General features: G+C 68.8%; 20 protein-coding genes and 1 pseudogene. 11 read left to right on the top strand and 10 right to left on the bottom strand.

Features of this window, described 5'->3' with window-relative positions; genetic code table 11:
• Positions 1-20: 20 nt before the first annotated feature.
• Together AUR65_RS13775 and AUR65_RS13770 are read right to left on the bottom strand one after the other, a co-directional pair.
• On the bottom strand, positions 21-410 hold the full coding sequence (locus AUR65_RS13775; RefSeq protein WP_058567410.1) for an ArsR/SmtB family transcription factor: 390 nt from the start codon (positions 408-410) through the stop codon (positions 21-23).
• Positions 411-451: 41 nt separating this feature from the next.
• A complete protein-coding gene (locus AUR65_RS13770; protein ID WP_058567409.1) occupies positions 452-1,636 on the bottom strand; it encodes an MFS transporter in 1,185 nt (394 codons plus the stop codon).
• Between the two features lie 89 nt (positions 1,637-1,725).
• Here AUR65_RS13770 and AUR65_RS13765 point away from each other — a divergent pair, with 89 nt between their 5' ends.
• Together AUR65_RS13765 and moaC are read left to right on the top strand one after the other, a co-directional pair.
• Positions 1,726-3,162 (top strand): NAD(P)H-hydrate dehydratase, encoded by a 1,437-nt coding sequence (locus tag AUR65_RS13765; protein ID WP_269844098.1) that lies wholly within the window; start codon positions 1,726-1,728, stop codon positions 3,160-3,162.
• Positions 3,159-3,677 carry a cyclic pyranopterin monophosphate synthase MoaC gene (gene moaC, locus AUR65_RS13760; protein WP_058567408.1) on the top strand — a complete coding sequence of 173 codons (519 nt, stop codon included), beginning with the start codon at positions 3,159-3,161 and terminating at the stop codon, positions 3,675-3,677. Before AUR65_RS13765 ends, moaC begins: the two co-directional genes overlap by 4 nt.
• 46 nt (positions 3,678-3,723) lie before the next feature.
• On the opposite strand, the gene hflX is transcribed toward moaC, so the two are convergent.
• A complete protein-coding gene (gene hflX, locus AUR65_RS13755; protein WP_058567407.1) occupies positions 3,724-5,025 on the bottom strand; it encodes a GTPase HflX in 1,302 nt (433 codons plus the stop codon).
• A 240-nt stretch (positions 5,026-5,265) separates the two neighbouring features.
• Here hflX and AUR65_RS13750 point away from each other — a divergent pair, with 240 nt between their 5' ends.
• Positions 5,266-5,595: an FUN14 domain-containing protein gene (locus AUR65_RS13750; RefSeq protein WP_004043593.1), complete on the top strand. Its 330-nt coding sequence runs from the start codon at positions 5,266-5,268 to the stop codon at positions 5,593-5,595.
• A 24-nt stretch (positions 5,596-5,619) separates the two neighbouring features.
• Here the strand turns inward: AUR65_RS13750 and AUR65_RS13745 are convergent, their stop codons facing one another.
• Positions 5,620-6,336, bottom strand: a complete 717-nt coding sequence (locus AUR65_RS13745; RefSeq protein WP_058567406.1) for a ribosome assembly factor SBDS — start codon at positions 6,334-6,336, stop codon at positions 5,620-5,622.
• 124 nt (positions 6,337-6,460) lie between these two features.
• On the opposite strand from AUR65_RS13745, the gene AUR65_RS13740 reads away from it, so the two are divergent.
• Positions 6,461-6,775, top strand: a complete 315-nt coding sequence (locus AUR65_RS13740; protein ID WP_058567405.1) for a NifU family protein — start codon at positions 6,461-6,463, stop codon at positions 6,773-6,775.
• A 126-nt stretch (positions 6,776-6,901) separates the two neighbouring features.
• Here AUR65_RS13740 and trxA read toward each other — a convergent pair whose 3' ends face one another.
• Positions 6,902-7,237: a thioredoxin gene (gene trxA / locus AUR65_RS13735; RefSeq protein WP_058567404.1), complete on the bottom strand. Its 336-nt coding sequence runs from the start codon at positions 7,235-7,237 to the stop codon at positions 6,902-6,904.
• Positions 7,238-7,348: 111 nt separating this feature from the next.
• Positions 7,349-8,008, bottom strand: coding sequence for a 2,5-diamino-6-(ribosylamino)-4(3H)-pyrimidinone 5'-phosphate reductase (locus AUR65_RS13730; protein WP_058567403.1), 660 nt, complete (start codon positions 8,006-8,008; stop codon positions 7,349-7,351).
• Between the two features lie 120 nt (positions 8,009-8,128).
• Between AUR65_RS13730 and AUR65_RS13725 the strand changes: the two genes are divergently transcribed.
• Positions 8,129-9,238 (top strand): glycosyltransferase family 4 protein, encoded by a 1,110-nt coding sequence (locus AUR65_RS13725; RefSeq protein WP_058567402.1) that lies wholly within the window; start codon positions 8,129-8,131, stop codon positions 9,236-9,238.
• Positions 9,239-9,309: 71 nt separating this feature from the next.
• Here the strand turns inward: AUR65_RS13725 and AUR65_RS13720 are convergent, their stop codons facing one another.
• On the bottom strand, positions 9,310-9,687 hold the full coding sequence (locus AUR65_RS13720) for a DUF7510 family protein (protein ID WP_058567401.1): 378 nt from the start codon (positions 9,685-9,687) through the stop codon (positions 9,310-9,312).
• A gap of 104 nt (positions 9,688-9,791) precedes the next feature.
• Here AUR65_RS13720 and AUR65_RS13715 point away from each other — a divergent pair, with 104 nt between their 5' ends.
• Genes AUR65_RS13715 through AUR65_RS13705 form a run of 3 tightly spaced genes read left to right on the top strand, consistent with a single transcriptional unit; the run spans position 9,792 to position 13,745 of the window.
• Positions 9,792-11,075, top strand: a complete 1,284-nt coding sequence (locus AUR65_RS13715; RefSeq protein ID WP_058567400.1) for a Single-stranded DNA binding protein — start codon at positions 9,792-9,794, stop codon at positions 11,073-11,075.
• Positions 11,072-12,958 (top strand): hypothetical protein, encoded by a 1,887-nt coding sequence (locus AUR65_RS13710; protein WP_058567399.1) that lies wholly within the window; start codon positions 11,072-11,074, stop codon positions 12,956-12,958. Before AUR65_RS13715 ends, AUR65_RS13710 begins: the two co-directional genes overlap by 4 nt.
• A gap of 4 nt (positions 12,959-12,962) precedes the next feature.
• Positions 12,963-13,745, top strand: coding sequence for a metallophosphoesterase (locus AUR65_RS13705; RefSeq protein ID WP_058567398.1), 783 nt, complete (start codon positions 12,963-12,965; stop codon positions 13,743-13,745).
• Positions 13,746-13,793: 48 nt separating this feature from the next.
• Here AUR65_RS13705 and AUR65_RS13700 read toward each other — a convergent pair whose 3' ends face one another.
• Together AUR65_RS13700 and AUR65_RS13695 are read right to left on the bottom strand one after the other, a co-directional pair.
• Complete coding sequence (locus AUR65_RS13700) at positions 13,794-14,072, bottom strand: hypothetical protein (protein WP_058567397.1); 279 nt, start codon at positions 14,070-14,072, stop codon at positions 13,794-13,796.
• Entirely contained in the window at positions 14,069-14,347 is a 279-nt protein-coding gene (locus AUR65_RS13695; RefSeq protein WP_058567396.1) for a hypothetical protein, read from the bottom strand. Before AUR65_RS13695 ends, AUR65_RS13700 begins: the two co-directional genes overlap by 4 nt.
• A 90-nt stretch (positions 14,348-14,437) precedes the next feature.
• Here AUR65_RS13695 and AUR65_RS13690 point away from each other — a divergent pair, with 90 nt between their 5' ends.
• Positions 14,438-17,278, top strand: a complete 2,841-nt coding sequence (locus AUR65_RS13690) for a DEAD/DEAH box helicase (protein WP_058567395.1) — start codon at positions 14,438-14,440, stop codon at positions 17,276-17,278.
• A 24-nt stretch (positions 17,279-17,302) separates the two neighbouring features.
• Here AUR65_RS13690 and AUR65_RS13685 read toward each other — a convergent pair whose 3' ends face one another.
• On the bottom strand, positions 17,303-17,692 hold the full coding sequence (locus tag AUR65_RS13685) for a DUF7522 family protein (RefSeq protein WP_004043606.1): 390 nt from the start codon (positions 17,690-17,692) through the stop codon (positions 17,303-17,305).
• Between the two features lie 123 nt (positions 17,693-17,815).
• Between AUR65_RS13685 and AUR65_RS20610 the strand changes: the two are divergent.
• Together AUR65_RS20610 and AUR65_RS13680 are read left to right on the top strand one after the other, a co-directional pair.
• Positions 17,816-17,944 (top strand): annotated as a pseudogene (locus AUR65_RS20610) (DUF7509 family protein); the annotation flags it as partial.
• A gap of 76 nt (positions 17,945-18,020) precedes the next feature.
• The gene (locus AUR65_RS13680; RefSeq protein WP_058567394.1) at positions 18,021-18,761 is read left to right on the top strand and encodes a class I SAM-dependent methyltransferase; all 741 of its coding nucleotides are present in this window, start codon (positions 18,021-18,023) and stop codon (positions 18,759-18,761) included.
• The last annotated feature ends 13 nt before the right edge of the window (positions 18,762-18,774 follow it).

Genomic DNA, 18,774 nt, shown 5'->3' with positions numbered 1-18,774 from the left:
GAGCGCCGGGGCCGTCGGCGCTATTCGAGGAAGGAGGCGATGGCCTCGGTGAAGGCCTCGCGGTCGCCGCCGTCGCCGCCGACGCAGACGACGAACGGCGCGCCCGCGGCGGCGTACACCTTCATCTCGCGGCCCTTCTCGGAGTAGCGGGTGCCGGCGACGTGGACGAGGTCGGCGTCGATGAGGTTCCCGAGGTGGTGGCGGGCGTTCTGGACGGAGGTCTCGACCCGCGCCGAGAGTTCGGTCGCCGTCGCCGGCGAGTCCTGTAGACACGAGAGCAGGTCGCGGGCGGTGTCACAAGAGAGGCTTCCGAGGAGTTGCTCCGTCTCGTCGTCGTCGAGCCAATGGACCCGCGGGGCGGTCTCGTCGCTCGTATCGACGGTTCCGTCGGACGGCAGCAACCCTGACATACAATCGACATTTCGGGGCGGGAAGTAAACCGTTTCGGGAGTCAGGCGCTCGACGGGTCGGTCCGATCGACGCCCGGCAGTCGATTCACCGCGTAGAGGACCGCAAGCGCGGCGACGAACACCGCGAGTCCCCCGGCGAGCGTTCTGAAGACCGCCTCGAAGGCGTAGTTCGCCTCCGTCAGGAAGCCGACCGCGCCGCTCCCGTTGGCCTCCAAGAGGAGCGCCGCGCCGCTGAACACGGCGTAGGCGCTCCCGCGGGCGTCGCTGGGGAGCGACGAGAGCATGAACGTGTCCAGCGCGGGAAACAGGCTGTGGATGACGTAGCCGAGCACCGCGACGACGACGGCGACGGCGACGAAGCCCTGCGCGTACGTCAGCGCGACGAGCGCGCCGATAAAGGCGACGAGCAGGCCGAAGATGTATGGGACGTGCGGGAGGTTGTCCGCGAGGCGGCCCGACAGCGAGAACGCGGGGACGCCGGCCGCGAAGACGATGGTGAGCATCGTGCTCGCGGTGGCGGCGTCGAACGCCTTCGCCTGCGTCATGTACGACACGAGGAAGTTGAACAGGCCCTGCCAGACGAACCCCGCGGGCGCGATGAGGAGGATGCCCGTGAGGATGAGTTTCCAGTGGCCGAGCGCGGCGGAGAAGTCGCGGTCAGCGCCCGTGCCGGCCCCCGCGCTCCCGTCTCGGGAGACGGCGTAGAGGAGGAGCGTCACGAGCGCGCCGGCGGCCGCCAGCACCCAGAACGTCTCGCGCCACGAGTACGACGCGAGGATGAAGACGACGACGGGCGCGGCGACGACGGCGGCGACCTGACTGGCCGCGCCGTGGATGCCGACCATGCGGCCGACGCGCTCGGGGAACAGTTCGCCGACGAGCGGGGTCGCGGAGACGAAGTACGCGCCCGAGGCGAGGCCGAGACCGAACGCGCCGATTTGGAGCGTCAGCACCGACGTCGCGCTCGCGGTGAACGCCGCGGCGACGACGAGCAGCGTGCCCGAGCCGAGGACGACCTTCGACCGCGAGACGCGCGTGAGGAGGTAGCCGACGGGGATGCGCGGGATGGCGGTCCCGAGCCAGACGAGGCTCGTCACGACGCCGATGGTGGCCGGGCCGACCGAGAACTGCGTCTGGAGCGTCTCGACGAGCGGCGGGAACGCGACGCGGCCGAAGTTGACGAGGAAGACGAGTCCGCAGAGAGTTCCGAAGAGGCGGCGAGTCACTACCTCGGATTCAGTCGCCGCCGTGTCAAACGTTGCGAATCCGACCCGCGACCACATGTGTTAACGCGGCCCCGGGCCAACGGGGGCGTATGATTACGAGTCGACGCATGGCCGCGGTCGACCTGAACGCCGAGGCGCTCGGCGTGCCGCGGAAACAGCTCATGGAGTCGAGCGGGAACGCCGTCGCGCGGGCCTGCCGCGACCTCGCGGAGCCCGGCGCGTCGGTCGCAATCGTCGCCGGGCGCGGCAACAACGGCGGCGACGCGCTCGTCGCCGCGCGGTTCCTGAAGGCGTACGACGTGACCGTCCACCTGCTCGGTCGCCCCGAGACGATTTCGACCGACATCGCCCGCGAGAACTGGGACGCGCTCGTCGCGGGCGAGGCCGACCGGCGGACCGTCACCGACTCGGCCGCCTTCGACCTCGGCGACCCGGACCTCGTCGTGGACGCGATGCTCGGCACCGGCGTCACCGGCGCGCTCCGCGAACCCGAGGCGACGGCCGCAAGCGCCATCAACGAGTCGTCTGCGGCCGTCCTCGCGGTGGACGTGCCCTCCGGCGTCGATGCCGACACCGGCGACGCGGCGGGACTCGCGGTCGACGCCGACCGGGTCGTCACCTTCCACGACGACAAGCCCGGTCTCGGCGACCTCGACTGCGAGGTCGTCGTCGCCGACATCGGAATCCCCGAGGCGGCCGAGTTGTTCACCGGTCCCGGCGACCTGCTCGCGCTCGACCGCGACGCCCAGAGCCACAAGGGTGACCACGGCGACGTGCTCGTCGTCGGCGGCGGTCCGTACACCGGCGCGCCCGCGCTCGCCGCGCAGTCGGCCCTCAGAGCCGGCGCGGACCTCGCCCGCATCGCCTGCCCCGAGGCCGTCTCCCGCGAGGTGCAGGGCTACTCGGAGAACCTCATCGTCCGCGGCTTCTCGGGCGACCGACTCACGCCCGAACACGTGCCCAGCCTCCTCGATTTCGCCGACGACCGCGACGCGGTCGTCTTCGGCCCCGGCCTCGGCGACGCCGACGAGTCCCTCGACGCGGTCCGCGAGTTCCTCGCCGCCTACGACGGGACCGCCGTCGTGGACGCCGACGCGCTACAGGTCGTCCCCGAGGTGGACACCGAGGCGACCCTCATCTGTACGCCCCATCAGGGCGAGTTGGCGAAGATGGGCGGCGAGACCGACGCCGACTGGGAGACCCGAAGCGACCTCGTCCGCGAGTTCGCCGCCGACCTCGGGCACACGCTCCTCGTGAAGGGCGCGTACGACGTGGTCTCCGACGGCGACGCGGTCCGCGTCAACCGGACCGGGAACCCCGGCATGACCGTCGGCGGCACCGGCGACGTGCTGGCGGGCGCGACCGGCGCGCTCGCGGCCGTCTTGCCCCCGCTCGACGCCGCCGCCGTCGCGGCCTACGCGAACGGCCGCGCGGGCGACCTCGCCGCCGAGGCGTTCGGCGGCGGCCTCGTCGCCACCGACTTGCTCGAACGACTGCCCGCGGCTCTGCGAGGTGACGACGAATGAGCGACGAACGCGACCGCGGTGAGTCAGCCGACGGCGATGACAGCGACCTGACCCACGTCGACGAGGAGGGCAACGTCCAGATGGTCGATGTGGGCGCGAAACCCGACAGTCGTCGCCGGGCGGTCGCCCGCGGGACCATCCACCTCAGCGCCTCGACGGTCCGGGCCATCCGCGACGACGAAATCGGGAAGGGCGACGTGTTGGCGACCGCCCGAATCGGCGCGATTCAGGCCGTCAAACACACGTGGGAGACGATTCCGATGTGCCACCAGATTCCCATCACGAACGTCGACACCGAGTTCGAGGTGGCAGACGAGTCGGTCACGCTGTCCGTGACGGTCGGGACGACCGGGAAGACGGGCTGTGAGATGGAGGCGTTAGAGGGCGTGACGACCGGCCTCAACGTCGTCTGGGACATGGTGAAGGCCGCGGAGAAAGACGACGACGGCCAGTATCCGGGGACGCGTATCTCCGACGTGGAGGTCGTCACGAAGGAAAAAGAGACGCTCGACTGAGTCGGGTCCGGTCGCGTCTCGGTGGACCCGGCGTGCGTGACGCGAGTCAGGCCGAGTCGGCCGGCACGGAGAGGTCGGACGCCTTCGCCCGGGCCTTCTCCACGATGGCGGGGCGAGCCTCGAACTCGATGTGGACCTGTTCGCCCTCGTACTCCTCGGTCTCGACGTGGGCGTGGTCGTAGAGCCACGAGACGAGGCTCATCGTGTCGTCTGCCATCGGCAACAGGAGGCGCTCGTGCTTCCACGCGGGCAGTTCGTCCTCGACGCGGGCGGCCAGTTCCTCGACGTTCTCGCCGGTCAGCCCCGAGACGGCGACGGGGTTCGGCGCGAGCGCCGACAGCGCCGCGCGCTTTTCTTCGAGTTCCTCGGCCGCGACCTTGTCCACCTTGTTGAACACGGTCACGATGGGCGCTTCGTTGCGCTCGTAGAGCGTGTCGTGGCTGGTGACGAGTTTCTCGCGCATCTCCTCGATGGGCTCGGAGGCGTCCACGACGAGCAACACGAGGTCGGCCCGGTAGACCGAATCGAGCGTGGACTTGAACGACTCGACGAGCCAGTGGGGGAGGTCAGAGACGAACCCGACCGTGTCGGTGAGAAGCACGTCTCGCTTGCCCGTCTCGGCGCGGCGCGTGGTCGTCCCGAGGGTCGTAAACAGCTTGTCTTGGGACTCGGCGGTCGGGTCGAGGTCCGGGTGGAGGTCGTCGTTCTGGCCGACTTCGAGGTCGGCGGCGAGCCGCTGCATCAGCGTCGACTTCCCGGCGTTCGTGTAGCCCGCGAGGGCCACGAGGTCGAAGCCGGACTCGCGGCGCTGTTCGCGCCGGGTCTCCTCTTTGTCCGCGATGGCGTCCAGTTCGTTCTTGATGCGCGAAATCTGGGCCTTGATGTCCTGTTCGCGGCTCTCGTCGTACTCGCCGAGGCCCATGAAGCCGGGGCGCTCGTCGCGCTTCGCCAGCGACGCCTTCGCCTCGGCGCGCGGCAGTTCGTAGCGTAGCTCGGCGAGTTCGACCTGCAACTGCGCCTTGCGGGTGTTCGCCCGCTGGCCGAAGATTTCGAGGATGAGCGTGAAGCGGTCGATGACCTCCACGTCGTCCGGGAGCTTCTGGGCGATGTTGTACGTCTGGTAGGGGCCCAGCCGGTTGTCGAACACGACGGCGGCGGCGTCCTCGCGCACGACAAGCGACGCTAACTCGCCGACTTTCCCTTCGCCGAAGTGGAACGCGGCGTCCTCCTCGCGGGTCTGGGTGAGTTCGCCGACCACTTCGTAGCCCGCGGCGCGGGCGAGGTCGGAAATCTCCGTGAGGTCGGCGTCTCCGCGGTCGACGCGCTTCGCGACGACGACGCGACTCATCGCCGCACCTCGATTGTGGGGTACGTAGCCTGCACTGTGTCAGTCGGTACTAGCCGCCGGAGGCACTTAAGCCCCGCTCGGCCGGGGTCACGCGTCGAGATGGCGTCCCGTCACCTCCCGTTCCATGGCCGCGTTTGGACGCCGGGACTCTTGTAGGTTGCCCGGGCGCGACCTGACAGTTCGGTGACGACGACAGTCTCCCCACAAATCACTTATACCGACGGGCGGGATGTTCGCCGTATGGACCCCTTACAACTGAGCATCGACCCGCAGCAGCTCGGCATCGAGTTCGGGAGCGGGGCCGTCATCGGCGGCATCATCGGCTTCGCGGCCAAGAAAATCGCGAAACTCATCGCCGTCATCGTCGGCCTCGAACTCGCCGTGTTCAAGTTCCTCGAATCGCGGGGCATCATCACCGTCGACTGGGAGCGTCTCACCGGCGGCCTCGTGAGCGCCACGCAGGACGCCGCGACCGGCGCGCCGCCGGACTGGATTTCGACGGTTCTCTCGACGCTGTCTATCTCCGCCGGCTTCTCCGGCGGCTTCCTCGTCGGCTTCAAGAAGGGATAACCGCGCGACTGCGTGCCGACCGCCTCAGAGTTCGTCTTCGTCCTTGACGATGCGCGTCTCGGCCGTGCCGCTCGTGATGTTGTTCACCTTGTCGTAGAAGTCGTTTTGCATCCCCGCGGGGAACGTGATGACGCCGACCCACGAGCCGTCGCTCTGCCACTCCTCGCGTTCGAGGTCGCCGTAGCTCCGAATCTGCGCCTGCCCGCTCCCGGCGTACTCGGCCGGGAGTTGGACGGCGACGGTGACCTCGGCGAACTTGATGGGCAACACGGGTCGGAGCGCGTCGAGCGCGTCGTCGACCTGCGACTCGACGGGTTCCATCGGGTCGATTTTGAAGCCGGCCTCTTCGAGCGCGCGCTCGATTCGCTCCGGCGGGTGCGGCGAGTCGTTCATCTGCGGGTTGACCGCGTTGCGGGCGATGCGGTTGATGAGCGACTTGCGCTTTTGTTCTTGCATCTCGCGGCGCTGTTCGGCCGTAATCTGAATCTCCCCTTTCTTGACGACCTCGGGGATTATCTCCATCGGGTCGGTCGTTCCGAAGACCTTCTCGAGGTCGTTCTCGGCGGGGCGGTCGCCGCGGGAGGCGTCCTCGAACACGTCCTCGGCGGCGATGACCTCCTCGAGGTCACCGTCGAACTCACCGCGCTTTATCGAAAGCGCCGCGTCGGGGTCGATGAGCACCTCGAACCGCGCGCCGTGAGATTCCAGGCGGGCCGTGACTGCCTCGTCGAGTGAAATCATAGGTTCCGATACTCTCTCCGTGGTAAAAAGCCCTCGCCGACCGACTCCCCGACAGCGTCTCGCGAAATTCGCCGCGACCTCGTTCGGAGCAATCGTTATGCTCGCCCGCACCCCACGTCTCCGTATGAGTTCGCAGGCGTCGGAGAAGTCCCTCGAAGAACGGCTCGACCTGTTCATGCGGCGGAACTTCCCCCAAATCGAGATGCACGGCGGCGACGCGGGTATCGAGGCCATCGACAAGGAGACCGGCGAGGTGTGGATTTCCCTCACCGGCGCGTGTTCAGGATGCGGCATCTCGCCGATGACGATTCAGGCGCTGAAGTCGCGCATGGTCGCCGAGTTCGAGGAGATAGACGCGGTTCACGCCTCGACCGGCGGCTTCTACGACGACGACTCGGGCGCGGGGCTCGAACCCGACGTGTCCGACGCGCCCTTCTGAGCCGTCTTCTGACATCGCTTTTCGACCGACTCATCCCCACGAGCGCCGCCGCCGCGAGCGCGCGCCGCACCGTCGCTCGCCGTGAGAGAAAAACGGAGAATAGGACCGAGCGGAGCGGACGCCGGCTTACGCGGCGGCGTCGATGATGTCGACGAGGTCCTCTTTGCTCTGGACGCCGATGACCTCTTTGACCTGCTCGCCGCCGGCGTAGAACTGCAGGGTCGGGACGCTGCGAATCCCCTGCTCGCGGGCCAGCTCTTGGAGTTCGTCAATATCGACCTTGGCGACGACGGCGTCGGTCTCCTCGGCGATTTCCTCCACGGTGGGTTCGAGCATCTTACAGGGGCCGCACCACTCGGCGTGGTAGTCCACGAGGACGACCGCGTTGTCGGCGATGAGTTCGTCGAGGTGGTCCGAACTCTCGACGTGGACGGGCGCATCGGTTGTCTTCGGAGTGCTCATACCACCACGTATCGGCGCGACACTCTTACCCATTGCGCCTGTTTGCGTGTCGGTGCACGACCGCGAAACTCCGCGTTCGCGGCGAAAACGGCCGGATTCGGGAGTCGAGGCTCAGCAGTCGTACGTAAGGAGCACCCCGTCGTCGACCCGCTCCACGTCGCGGAGCGACAGTCTGGGGAAGTCGGTGACGAAGCCCTCGCCGTCGGCGAGCGTCGGCGCGTCGCGGCCGCCGATGACCATCGAGCCGACGTAGAGGGTGAGTTCGTCGACGAGGCCGGCCTCGAACAGCGAGAAGATGAGTTCCCCACCGCCCTCCACCATGAGCCGGTCGATGCCACGGGTTTCGAGCGCATCGAAGGCGTCGGGGAGCGACACCCGCTCCGCGCCCGCGACGACGAGTTCCGCGCCGGCGGATTCGAGCGCCTCGCGGCGGTCGGCCGGCGCGGCCTCGGAGACGAGCACGTACGTCGTCGCTACGTCGTCCAGAATCCGGGCGTCGGTCGGGGTCCGGGCGCGCGAGTCGGCGACGACGCGGGCGGGGTGCGACGGGTCGCCCCGGTTCTCGCGGGCCGCGACGAGGTCCGGGGCGTCGAGCGTGAGGTGCGGGTCGTCGGCGAGGACGGTCCCGACCCCGACGGCGACGGCGTCGGCGGCCGCGCGAATCTCGTCCACGCGGGCGAAGTCGTCGTCGCCGCTTATCATCACCTGCTCGCGGCGGCGAGACGAGAACTTGCCGTCGAGGCTCGCGGCGGCGTTGACGTGGACGTGCATACTCGCGGGTCGTCGCCGCGGCGAAAACGCCTTTCGGTGAGGTGTCGTCACAGTATTGCCGGACAGGAATTAAATAGGCCTCTGTGGTACATTGTGTCATCTATGACTGCCAAGGTCCTGATGCTGGGGTGGGGGTTTCCGCCGAACGTCAGCGGCGGGCTCGACACGCACGTCGGCGAGATGTTCGAGCGACTCGAAGACCGCGAGGACGTTGACATCGAACTCGTGCTCCCCGCGGAGTACGCGCCGGACCGCGAGGGAATCGTGGGTGTCCCGACGGGCGAGGGTGACATCATCACCCGAATCGGTCGGCTGGGACAGACGTTCGCGGAGCGCGCCGCCGACGCCGACATCGTCCACACGCACGACTGGTTCGGCTACGGACCGGGGTCGCGCGCGAAGTCGAACAACGAGGACGTGGAGTGGGTGACGACGTTCCACTCGCTTTCGTCTGACCGCAACATCGACCCGCCGCAGCGGGAAGTCGAGACCGAGCGCCGCATCGCCGAGCGCTGTGACCACCTGCTCGCGGTGAGCGAACTCCTCGCCGACAAGGTCAAACGGGAGTACGGCGGCGACTGCCACGTCATCTACAACGGCTTTTCCGAGTGCGAGACGACGGGTCGCGACCTCAAGGAGGAACTCGGCATCGACGGGAAGATGCTGTTCTTCGTCGGCCGCCACACCGACCAGAAGGGCATCTCGCATCTCGTCTACGCGATGGAGAAACTCGCCCGCGACGACGTGACGCTCGTCATGGGCGGGTCGGGCCACCTCACCGCCCAACTCAAGCGCTTCGCCGAACTGCTCGGCGTCGAAGACCGCATCAAGTGGGCCGGCTACGTCCCCGAGGAGGCGCTCGGCGACTACTACGCCTCCGCGGACCTGTTCGTCTCGCCGTCGCTGTCCGAGCCGTTCGGCATCACCATCGTCGAGGCGCTCTCGACGGGCACCCGCGTCGTCGCCACCGAGAGCGGCGCGGCGGAGGTCCTCCCCGACGACTGCGTCATCGAGGTCGAACCCGACTCGCGCTCCATCGCCGACGGCATCGAGTACGGCCTCTCGTTGGAGGGAGAACCCGAGTACGAACCGTACACGTGGGACCGGGTCGTCGACGAGACGGTGGACTACTACCACAGCATCCTCGACGGGGACGCCGACGTCTCTGCCGGTCCGGAAAACGAAGTCGAAGCCGGGGACGCGGACGCCGCCGAGTCGGACGCGAACTGAACGGAACTACGCGGGCGGCATCGAAGCGAAAAGTCGGCACTCGGCGGTCGGCACTCGCGGGCGGCCCGCGCTCAGCGGAGAAGGCGCACGTCGGTCACCGGTTCGGGGTGGCGAATCCGGTAGCCACCGCGGGTCGGAACCATCCCTTCTCGCGGCATCGTGCCACGGGCGGACTGATACGGCGAGTCGTCGGTCTGGACCGACTGGTACGGCGAGTCGTACGCCGACTGGTAGGGGCTGTCCGACGACTGATACGCGCTGTCGGCCGCCGCCTCGGCGTCGAAGCCCTCCGGCGGCAGGTAGATTCGCTCGCCGGACGCGGAGCGGACGACGACCGCGGTGTCCTTGTCGCCTTCCATCACGATGGTCGTCCAGCCGTCCTCGATAGTCACGGAGAAGGAGACCTCCTCGTCGGCGTCGCCGGCGTCCGGGGCCTCGTCGTTCGACATACGAGTCCAACTGGCACGCGAGCACTTAGTGATTCGCCCGCGGCCGGTCGCCCGCCCGGCCGCCCGGCAACACTTTTTATCCGACGGGGGCGAATCCCGACTCGATGGAACTCGACCAGCATGCCGAGGAGCTTGCCTCCGCCCTCGGTGTCGACAAAGAGGAGGTCAAATCCGACCTGCAGAACCTGCTGCAGTACAGCGTCCCGATCGACGAGGCGAAACAGAGCGTCCGCCGCAAACACGGCGGCGGAAGCTCCGGCGGGAGCGACGGCGCGCCCTCGACGAAGCGAATCGCCGACATCGACCCCGACGGCGGCAACGTCTCCGTGACGGTCCGCGTGCTCACCGTGGGGACTCGTTCTATCGTCTATCAGGGCGACGAACAGACCATCCGCGAGGGAGAACTCGCAGACGAGTCCGGCGTCATCTCCTACACCGCGTGGCAGGATTTCGGCTTCGAACCGGGCGACTCCGTCGTCATCGGCAACGCCGGCGTCCGCGAGTGGGACGGCAAGCCCGAACTGAACATCGGCGCGTCCTCGACGGTCGGCGTGGAGTCCGAAACGGTCGAGACGCCCTACGACGACCGCATCGGCGGCGAGGCCGACCTCATCGACCTCCAGGCCGGCGACCGCGGCCGAACCGTCGAGGTCCGCGTCCTCGAAGTCGATTCGCGAACCATCGACGGCCGCAACGGCGAGACGACAATCCTCTCGGGCGTCGTCGCCGACGAGACCGGCCGGCTCCCCTTCACCGACTGGGCACCGCGCCCCGACGTGAAAGAGGGCGCGAGCCTGCGTCTCTCAGACGTGTACGTCCGCGAGTTCCGCGGCGTGCCGCAGGTGAATCTCTCGGAGTTCACGACGCTCGAGGTCCTCGACGACCCCGTTTCTGTGACCGACTCCGCGCCCCGCCTGAAAATCGGCGAGGCCGTCGATGCCGGCGGGATGTTCGACGTGGAAGTGCTCGGGAACGTCCTCGAAGTGCGCGACGGCTCCGGGCTCATCGAACGCTGTCCCGACTGTAGCCGCGTCGTCCAGAACGGCCAGTGCCGACAGCACGGCGAGGTCGACGGCGAGGACGACATGCGCGTGAAGGCGATTCTCGACGACGGCACCGGCACGGTGACCGCCATCCTCGACCGCGACCTCACCGAGGAAATCTACGGCGGGACGATGGCCGACGCGATGGAGGCCGCCCGCGAGGCGATGGACAAAGAGGTCGTCGCCGACGACATCGCCGACACGCTCGTCGGCCGCGAGTACCGCGTCCGCGGGAACCTCTCGGTGGACGAGTACGGCGCGAACCTCGAAGCCGACGAGTTCGAGGAGACTGACGACGACCCAGCCGAACGCGCGGCCGCCCTCCTCACGGAGGTGCGCGCATGAGCGCCTCGCCGGTCGTCGGCACGCGGGAAATCGCCTACCGCGTCTTCGCCGCCGAGTTCGACGACGCCTCGCTGTCGTACTCCGAGAGCGACGAGGAGCGCGCGCCCAACTACGTGGTCACGCCCACCGGGGCGCGACTCAACCGGACGTTCGTCGCGGGCGTGCTCACCGAGGTCGAACACGTCAACGACGAGGTGCTCCGCGGGCGCATCGCGGACCCGACGGGCGCGTTCGTCACCTACGCCGGGCAGTACCAGCCGGAACCGATGGCCTACCTCGACGGCGCGACGCCCCCGGCGTTCGTCTCGCTCGCGGGCAAGGCCCGGACGTACGAACCGGACGACGCCGACGTGGTCTACTCCTCGGTCCGCCCCGAGAGCGTCAACACCGTCGACGCCGACGTGCGCGACCGCTGGATCGTCTCGGCCGCCGAGGCGACGCTCCGCCGCATCGCGGTGTTCGACGAGGCGCTGTCGATGTCCTACCGCGGCGACGACCTGACTCACGCGCTCGAAGCCCGCGGCGTGGACTCGACGCTCGCGGCGGGCGTCCCCCGCGCCATCGACCACTACGGGACGACCCGAACCTACCTCGAAGCCCTGCGCGAAGTCGCCGTGCAGGCGCTCGAACTCGTCGCGGGCGACCGCGACCAGGTGGACAGCCTCGACGTCGCCCCCGGTGACGGCGGCGACGCGGTCCTCGGCCCACTCCCCGAACTCGACCTCGAACCGGCCGAGAGCGTCGATATCGAGGTCAGCGAGACGGACGCTGACGACGGCGACGACCTCGTCGAACCGGAGGCTGAGGCGGCCGAGGCGGAGGCCGAATCGGACGCTTTCGAGACCGAATCCGATTCCGAACCGGCCGCAACGCCCGACGCGGAACCCGATTCCGAGTCGGAGGCTGCATCCGAGCCCGAGCCCGAACCCGAACCAGTCGCCGCCGAAACGACGGCCGCGACCGAGAGCCAGCCGGAGGCGTCCGAGCCGGAACCGGCGTCTGAGCCATCCACGACGGCCGACGCCGAATCCGAACCCGTGGCGGAACCCGAGCCTGACGCAGAGCCGGAACCCGCCGCGGAACCCGACCTCACGTCTGAACCCGAACCGGCGTCCGACTCGTTCGACACCGACTCGGAGCCCGACTTCGATACCGGTGCCGACGACGGCGCGCTCGGTGACTTCGCAGACGACACCACCGACGCGGATACGGCCGACACCGACACCTTCGGCGGCTCCGACGACGGCACGCTCGGCGACTTCGAGGACGGTTTCGACGACACCGAACCCGAGGCTGACGCGTCGGCCGCCGGCGTCGACGAGGCGGCGACCGACGCGGGAACCGACTCGACCGACTCCGCGTCCACCGACCCCGACGACTCGGTCGATCCCGACGGGATGTACGAACTCGACGAGGACGAGCGGGCCGAAATCGAGTCCGAGTTCGGCACGGAGTTCACCTCCGGCGCGGACGTCGACCCCGCCGGCGAGGCGGACATCGACGTGCCCGACGCGGACGACCTCACCGAGCAACTCGAAGACGACCCCGCCGACACCGACCCGGAGGCCGAGCTGGAACCGGAGCCCGCGACCGACGCCGCCGTGGAATCCGAGCCTGAACCCGAACCCGAGCCGACGCCCGACGGTGACGACGAGACCGAGGCCGACGCCGGCGAGTCCGCCGAGGACATCGACCTCGAATCGGTCGTCGTGGACGCCATGGACGACCTCGACGGGGGCGACGGCGCGACCCGCGACGAGGTTGTCGCCGCCGTCGTCGACGAGTACGGCGCGGACCCCGGCGCGGTCGAAGACGCCATCCAAGAGGCGCTTCTCGGCGGTCGGTGCTACGAGCCGCAGGACGGCGTGCTGAAGGCCATCTGAGGCCGTGCCCGGACCGCTCGTCGAACCGATTCCTGGCCATCCCGCGGCGGTAGCGCGGACGAACAGACGCGGGTTTCCCGAGCGTTCGCTCGTCGTCGCCGACTACCACGCCGGCATCGAGGCCGGCCTGCGGTACGAACGCGGGGTGGAACTCCCGTCGAAGGCCGCGGTCCGCCGCGAGCGCCTGCTGTCGCTTCTCGACCGGACCGACGCCGACCGACTGGTCGTCCTCGGCGACCTCGGCCACCGCATCGGCGACCCAAAAGGCGACGAAGCCGACGAACTGCGCGACCTCGCGGCCGCGGTGGCCGACCGCGCCGAACTGACGGTCGTGCCCGGAAACCACGACGGCGGCCTCGCGGACTTCTTCGGCGATGACGTGGAGGTGACCGACCCCGCGGGCGTCCGCCTCGGCGACGTGGGGTTCTGCCACGGCCACACGTGGCCCTCGCGGGAGGTGCTCGCCGCCGACGTGGTCTGTTCGGCCCACGAACATCCGGCGGTCAGGCTGGAAGACGAGGTCGGCGGCGCGCGGAAAGAACGCGTCTGGCTTCGCGGCCCCCTCGCTCCCGAGGTGTTCGCGGAGCACTACGAGGTCGACCCCGCCGAAATCGCGCGAGACGACGCCGAACTCGTGGTGTTTCCGGCCTTCAACGACACCTCGGGCGGGACGTGGGTCAACGTCCCCGGACAGGGCTTTCTCTCGCCGTTCCTGCCCGACGGCCTCGCGGACGGCGAGGCCTACCTGCTCGACGGCACGCGGCTGGGCGACTATCGGAACGTCTGAGCAGCGAGGCCGTCGCGGTGGTCGCGGTCGGCAGAACCCACGCCCCGCCTACGCGAAGACGAACGTGAGCGTACCGAGCACGAACACGGAGACGCCCGTCACGCGGGCGAGTCGCTGCCAGCCGGTCCACTCGCGGAAGAACTCCGGCACGCCCTGTTCTCGCTCTCGAACGGCGTAGGCGACGAACCAGAGCGTCGAGAGCACCAACACCGCGGCGAAGCCCAGTTGCCACGCCGCGAGGTCGCCCCGTTGGTTGCCGAGGACCATGAAGAGGTTTCCAGCGGTAAAGCCCGCCTGCGACAGCCAGAACGACCGTTCGGGCGTCACGTCACCACCGAGTACAGTTGGAGGGCGACGCCGAACGTGTAGAGCGCCGCGCCGACGATGACGAGATAGACGAGCGGGCCCCAGTCTGACGGGACTTGAGCGCGTTCGGGGTCACGGAGGGCGACGACCGACGCGTAGCCGACCGCGAGCACGCTCGCGGCCGCCGCCGCGGTGTTGATACCTACGCCTCCCGCCGAAACGTCGAGCGCGACGTCGACGGCGGCACAGAGCCCGAAGACGACGAACGCGGACCAGTAGACTCGTTTCGGGGACACGCCCGAAATTGATTCGTGGGCGACATGAATCTCCCGGTCGGGACCGCCCCGAGCGGTGCGCTTAATCGCCTCGAACCGTAATCTGGGGCGATGCCAGACGGCGAGGCCGCCGCCGGAATGGACGCCTTCGCGACGCTCTCGTCGCCCGTTCGAAACGCGCTCTCGGAGCGCGGCTTCACGACGCCCACCGAGCCACAGCGCCGGGCGATTCCCCCGCTTTCCGACGGGAAACACGGCCTCATCATCGCGCCCACGGGCACCGGCAAGACGGAGACGGCGATGCTGCCGGTCTTTTCGGCCATCGCCGACGCCGAGGACCGGTTCGGGATTTCGGCGCTCTACATCACCCCGCTTCGGGCGCTGAACCGCGACATGCGTCAGCGGCTCGACTGGTGGGGCGAACACCTCGACATCGACATCGACGTTCGCCACGGCGACACCACGCAGTACCAGCGCCAGAAGCAGGCGAACGACCCGCCGGACGTGCTGGTGACGACGCCCGAGACGCTGCAGGCGATGCTCACGGGGAAGAAGCTCAGGACGGCGCTGTCGGACGTGCACCACGTCGTCGTCGACGAGGTCCACGAACTCGCGTCGGCCAAGCGCGGCGCGCAGTTGACAATCGGACTGGAGCGCCTCCGCGAGTTGGCCGGGTCGTTCCAGCGAATCGGTCTCTCGGCGACGGTCGGGTCGCCCGACGAGGTCGGGAAGTTCCTGACCGGCGACCGCCCGTTCGAGGTCATCGAGGTCGACGTGGACAACCGCGTCGAGTTCGAGGTGGTCCGCCCCGAGGTGACGAACGAGGACGAGGCGCTGGCCGGCAAACTCGCTACCGACCCCGAGATAGCGAGCCACGTCCGGACGATTCGAGACATCGTCCGCGACCACGAGTCGGTGCTCGTCTTCGTCAACACCAGACAGACCGCGGAGGCGCTCGGCTCGCGGTTCAAAGCGCTCGGCGACCCCATCGAGGTCCACCACGGCTCGCTGTCGAAGGACGTGCGAATCGACGTGGAAGACCGCTTCAAGGCCGGCGAGTTGGACGCGCTCATCTGCACGTCGTCGATGGAACTCGGCATCGACGTGGGCCGGGTGGACCACGTCGTCCAGTACAACAGCCCCCGAGAGGTGTCGCGGCTCCTCCAGCGGGTCGGCCGCGCGGGCCACCGCTTGGGCGTCGTCTCCCGCGGGACCGTCGTCACCGACCACCCCGACGACACGCTCGAAGCGCTCGCCATCGCCCGGCGGGCCGTCTCCGGCGAGGTCGAACCCGCTCGCGTCCACCACGGGAGTCTCGACACCGTCGCCAACCAAATCGTCGGCGTCGTCATGGACTACGGCGACGTGTCGGCCCGCCGCGCCTACGAGATTATCACGCGGGCGTACCCCTTCCGCGACCTCGACGAGGACGACTTCCGCGCCGTCGTCCGCGAACTGTCGGGGAACCACCTCCTCTGGCTCGACGAGGACAAGGACCTTCTCGAGAAGTCCGGCGGCACGTGGCAGTACTTCTACGCCAACCTCTCGATGATACCCGACGAGGAGACCTACGACGTTCACGACATCTCCTCGCGCCGGCAGATCGGGACGCTCGACGAGAAGTTCGTCCTCAACTTCGCCGCGCCGGGCGCGACGTTCATCCAGCGCGGCGAGATGTGGCGCGTCAACGACGTGGACGACGAGGAGGCGCGGGTGAACGTCTCGCCCATCGAGGACCCCGGCGGCGAGGTGCCGTCGTGGGTCGGCTCGGAGATTCCGGTGCCCGCGCCGGTCGCCGGCGAGGTGGGCGAACTCCGCGACGTGGCCGCGCCGCAGTTCGAGTCCGGGGCCGACCGCGAGGCCGTCGCCCGCGACATCGCCATGCGCTATCCGACCGACGAGGCCACGGTTCGGTCGGCGCTCGGCCCCATCGAAAGACAGGTCGAGGCCGACGCGCCGATTCCGACCGCGAACAGGCTCGTCCTCGAAGGCTCGCCCCGGAAGGTGACGCTGAACTCGCCGTACGGCCACCGGGTGAACGAGACGCTCGGGCGACTCCTGTCGGCGCTCATCGGCCAGCGGACCGGTTCCTCGGTCGGCATGGAGGTCGACCCTTACCGCATCGAGTTCGACGTGCCGGGGAAGGTCCGCCCGACGACGTTCGCCGAGGTGCTCCGCGAGACCGACCCCGACCACGTCGAGGCCCTGCTCGAACTCGCGCTCAAGCGGTCGGACTCGCTGAAGTTCACGCTCGCGCAGGTGGCCGCGAAGTTCGGCGCGCTCAAGCGCTATCAGGGGAAGGGCCGCTTCGGCGGCGACCGCCTCCTCGCCGCGCTGGAAGACACGCCCGTCTACGACGAGGCCGTCCGCGAGGTGTTCCACACCGACCTCGCCGTCGAGGAGACGGTCGAACTGCTCCGCCGCGTCCGCGACGGCGACGTGGAACTCGCCGTCGCCCGCGAACCGACCGCCATCGGCACCGGCGGCCGCGGGTCGGGAACCGACCTGCTCGTCCCCGAGAACGCCGACGCGAGCGTCATCGAGACGGTCCGCGACCGGATTCAGAACGACCGCGTGCTGTTGGCGTGTCTCCACTGTAAGGACTGGACTCGGAAGACGAAGGTCAAGCGCGTCCGCGAGCCCGTGACGTGCCCCGAGTGCGGCGCGACCCGCGTCGCCGCGCTCAACCCGTGGGACGACGAGACGGTGAAAGCCGTCCGCGCACCGGAGAAAGACGACGAACAGGAGCGACTGACGAAGCGAGCCTACCGCTCGGCGAGTCTGGTGCAGGCCCACGGCAAGCGGGCGGTCGTCGCGCTCGCGGCCCGCGGCGTCGGCCCGCACAACGCCGCGCGCATCATCAACAAGCTCCGCGAGGACGAAGACGACTTCTACCGCGACATCCTCGAACGGGAGCGCGAGTACGCCCGGACGCAGTCGTTCTGGGACTGACGGGGCCGACTCCGGGTTCGACGCTTACTCCTCGATGGCCCACTCGTCGAGAATCTCGGTCGTCGCGGCCGCCAGCGCCTCGAAGTCCTGCATCGAGATGCCGTCGGTCGTGACGAAGACGCCGAAGTCCTCGACGGTGATGCGGACGAGGTAGCCGTTTTCGAACACGCGAATCGTGTACTCGTAGTCGCCGAGTTCGGACCCGCGGTAGGCGTCCTGTGTCATCTTGAAGTCGTGCCACTCGTTGCCGATAAAGGAGTTCAGGTCGGCCTCCTGTTCGAGGTCCTCGCGGAGGTACACCTGCACGTAGTCGAAGCGGTTGAAGTACGTGAGCGAGCGGAGGCTGTCGCCGACGGCCGTGCGGCAGACGGTGACGAGCTTTTCCTCTGCTTCCTCGGGGAGGAGATTGGACATCGCTTCAGCCTGTGCGAGCGAGTGCCAAATAGGCGGCGGCTTCGGCAGTAGACGGGTGCGGGCTGAGACGCGGCGGTCGCCCGCGACGCTGCTACTCGGACGCGTAGGCGTCCCGATAGTCGCGCTCGCGCCCGCTGGGACCTCCGTGTCGAGACGTACGACACCGAGGCGGAACTCCACAAACGCGTCCGACTGTTCGTCGCGGACGTGATGAACCGCGAGCGACACGGCGACTTGGACCGGCTGGACTGACGCTCTCCCATCTCTGTTAATTGCCACCGTATGGCACATTAAATATAATTTACACGAGGGCGACGAACGACTCGTCATGCCCGACGACGCTCTCGGACTGGCGATGTTGGACCGGGTTCGCGGCTGTCTGCGCGCCCCGTGCGTCTACCGCGCCGGCGACGACGCCGGAGCCGCCGCGGGCGACGCGCACATCTACGAGAACTATCTCGTCCCGTCCGAGCGGTGGCCCGCCGCGAAGCGCGAGTTCGTCGATTCGCTTCGGACGCCCGTCCTCGACGTGGGGTGCGGCGCGGGTCAGCACGCCCTCGCCGTGCAGGCGCGCGGCGAGGTCGTCGCCTTCGACGTGAGTCCGAACGCGGTGCGCGCGGCCCGCGAGCGCGGCGTCGAGGCGGCGGTCGTCGGCGACATGTTCGACCCACCGGTCGAAGCGAGTCGAGCGGGGTCGTCGGCAGGCGGGTTCGAGACGGTCCTCGCCAACGGGACGCAGGTCGGCCTCGCGGGGTCGCCGGCTCGACTCGCCGACCTGCTCGCGTCGTTCGCCGACCTCGTTTCGGCGACCGGCGAGGTCGTCGTGGACTCCTACGACCCGACGCGCATCGACCCCGGACAGTTCTTCGGCTACCAGTCGGACCCGCGGGAAGGCGTCGCTCGGCGGACGTTCCGCGTCGAATACGGCGACCTGCGCGGCCCGACGCTCGACTTCGTTCTCGTCTCGCCCGCCCGACTCCGGGCGGTCGCGGCCGACGCGGGCCTCGACGTGCGCGAGGTGACCGTCCCGAACGCCGAGTCGAGCTACTACCGAGCGCGACTGGCGTGAGCCGGGTCGGTCG

Origin of the sequence: Haloferax marisrubri (assembly GCF_001469875.2) — an archaeon.
Lineage (GTDB): Archaea > Halobacteriota > Halobacteria > Halobacteriales > Haloferacaceae > Haloferax > Haloferax marisrubri.
This window is presented reverse-complemented; position numbering and strand designations above follow the sequence as displayed.

Bases quoted from the DNA above. Each gene is read 5' to 3' on its own strand.
- AUR65_RS13775 (WP_058567410.1), bottom strand. From the start codon at position 410: ATGTCAGGGTTGCTGCCGTCCGACGGAACCGTCGATACGAGCGACGAG.
- AUR65_RS13765 (WP_269844098.1), top strand. From the start codon at position 1,726: ATGATTACGAGTCGACGCATGGCCGCGGTCGACCTGAACGCCGAGGCG.
- moaC (WP_058567408.1), top strand. From the start codon at position 3,159: ATGAGCGACGAACGCGACCGCGGTGAGTCAGCCGACGGCGATGACAGC.
- hflX (WP_058567407.1), bottom strand. From the start codon at position 5,025: ATGAGTCGCGTCGTCGTCGCGAAGCGCGTCGACCGCGGAGACGCCGAC.
- AUR65_RS13750 (WP_004043593.1), top strand. From the start codon at position 5,266: ATGGACCCCTTACAACTGAGCATCGACCCGCAGCAGCTCGGCATCGAG.
- AUR65_RS13745 (WP_058567406.1), bottom strand. From the start codon at position 6,336: ATGATTTCACTCGACGAGGCAGTCACGGCCCGCCTGGAATCTCACGGC.
- AUR65_RS13740 (WP_058567405.1), top strand. From the start codon at position 6,461: ATGAGTTCGCAGGCGTCGGAGAAGTCCCTCGAAGAACGGCTCGACCTG.
- trxA (WP_058567404.1), bottom strand. From the start codon at position 7,237: ATGAGCACTCCGAAGACAACCGATGCGCCCGTCCACGTCGAGAGTTCG.
- AUR65_RS13730 (WP_058567403.1), bottom strand. From the start codon at position 8,008: ATGCACGTCCACGTCAACGCCGCCGCGAGCCTCGACGGCAAGTTCTCG.
- AUR65_RS13725 (WP_058567402.1), top strand. From the start codon at position 8,129: ATGCTGGGGTGGGGGTTTCCGCCGAACGTCAGCGGCGGGCTCGACACG.
- AUR65_RS13720 (WP_058567401.1), bottom strand. From the start codon at position 9,687: ATGTCGAACGACGAGGCCCCGGACGCCGGCGACGCCGACGAGGAGGTC.
- AUR65_RS13715 (WP_058567400.1), top strand. From the start codon at position 9,792: ATGGAACTCGACCAGCATGCCGAGGAGCTTGCCTCCGCCCTCGGTGTC.
- AUR65_RS13710 (WP_058567399.1), top strand. From the start codon at position 11,072: ATGAGCGCCTCGCCGGTCGTCGGCACGCGGGAAATCGCCTACCGCGTC.
- AUR65_RS13690 (WP_058567395.1), top strand. From the start codon at position 14,438: ATGCCAGACGGCGAGGCCGCCGCCGGAATGGACGCCTTCGCGACGCTC.
- AUR65_RS13685 (WP_004043606.1), bottom strand. From the start codon at position 17,692: ATGTCCAATCTCCTCCCCGAGGAAGCAGAGGAAAAGCTCGTCACCGTC.
- AUR65_RS13680 (WP_058567394.1), top strand. From the start codon at position 18,021: ATGCCCGACGACGCTCTCGGACTGGCGATGTTGGACCGGGTTCGCGGC.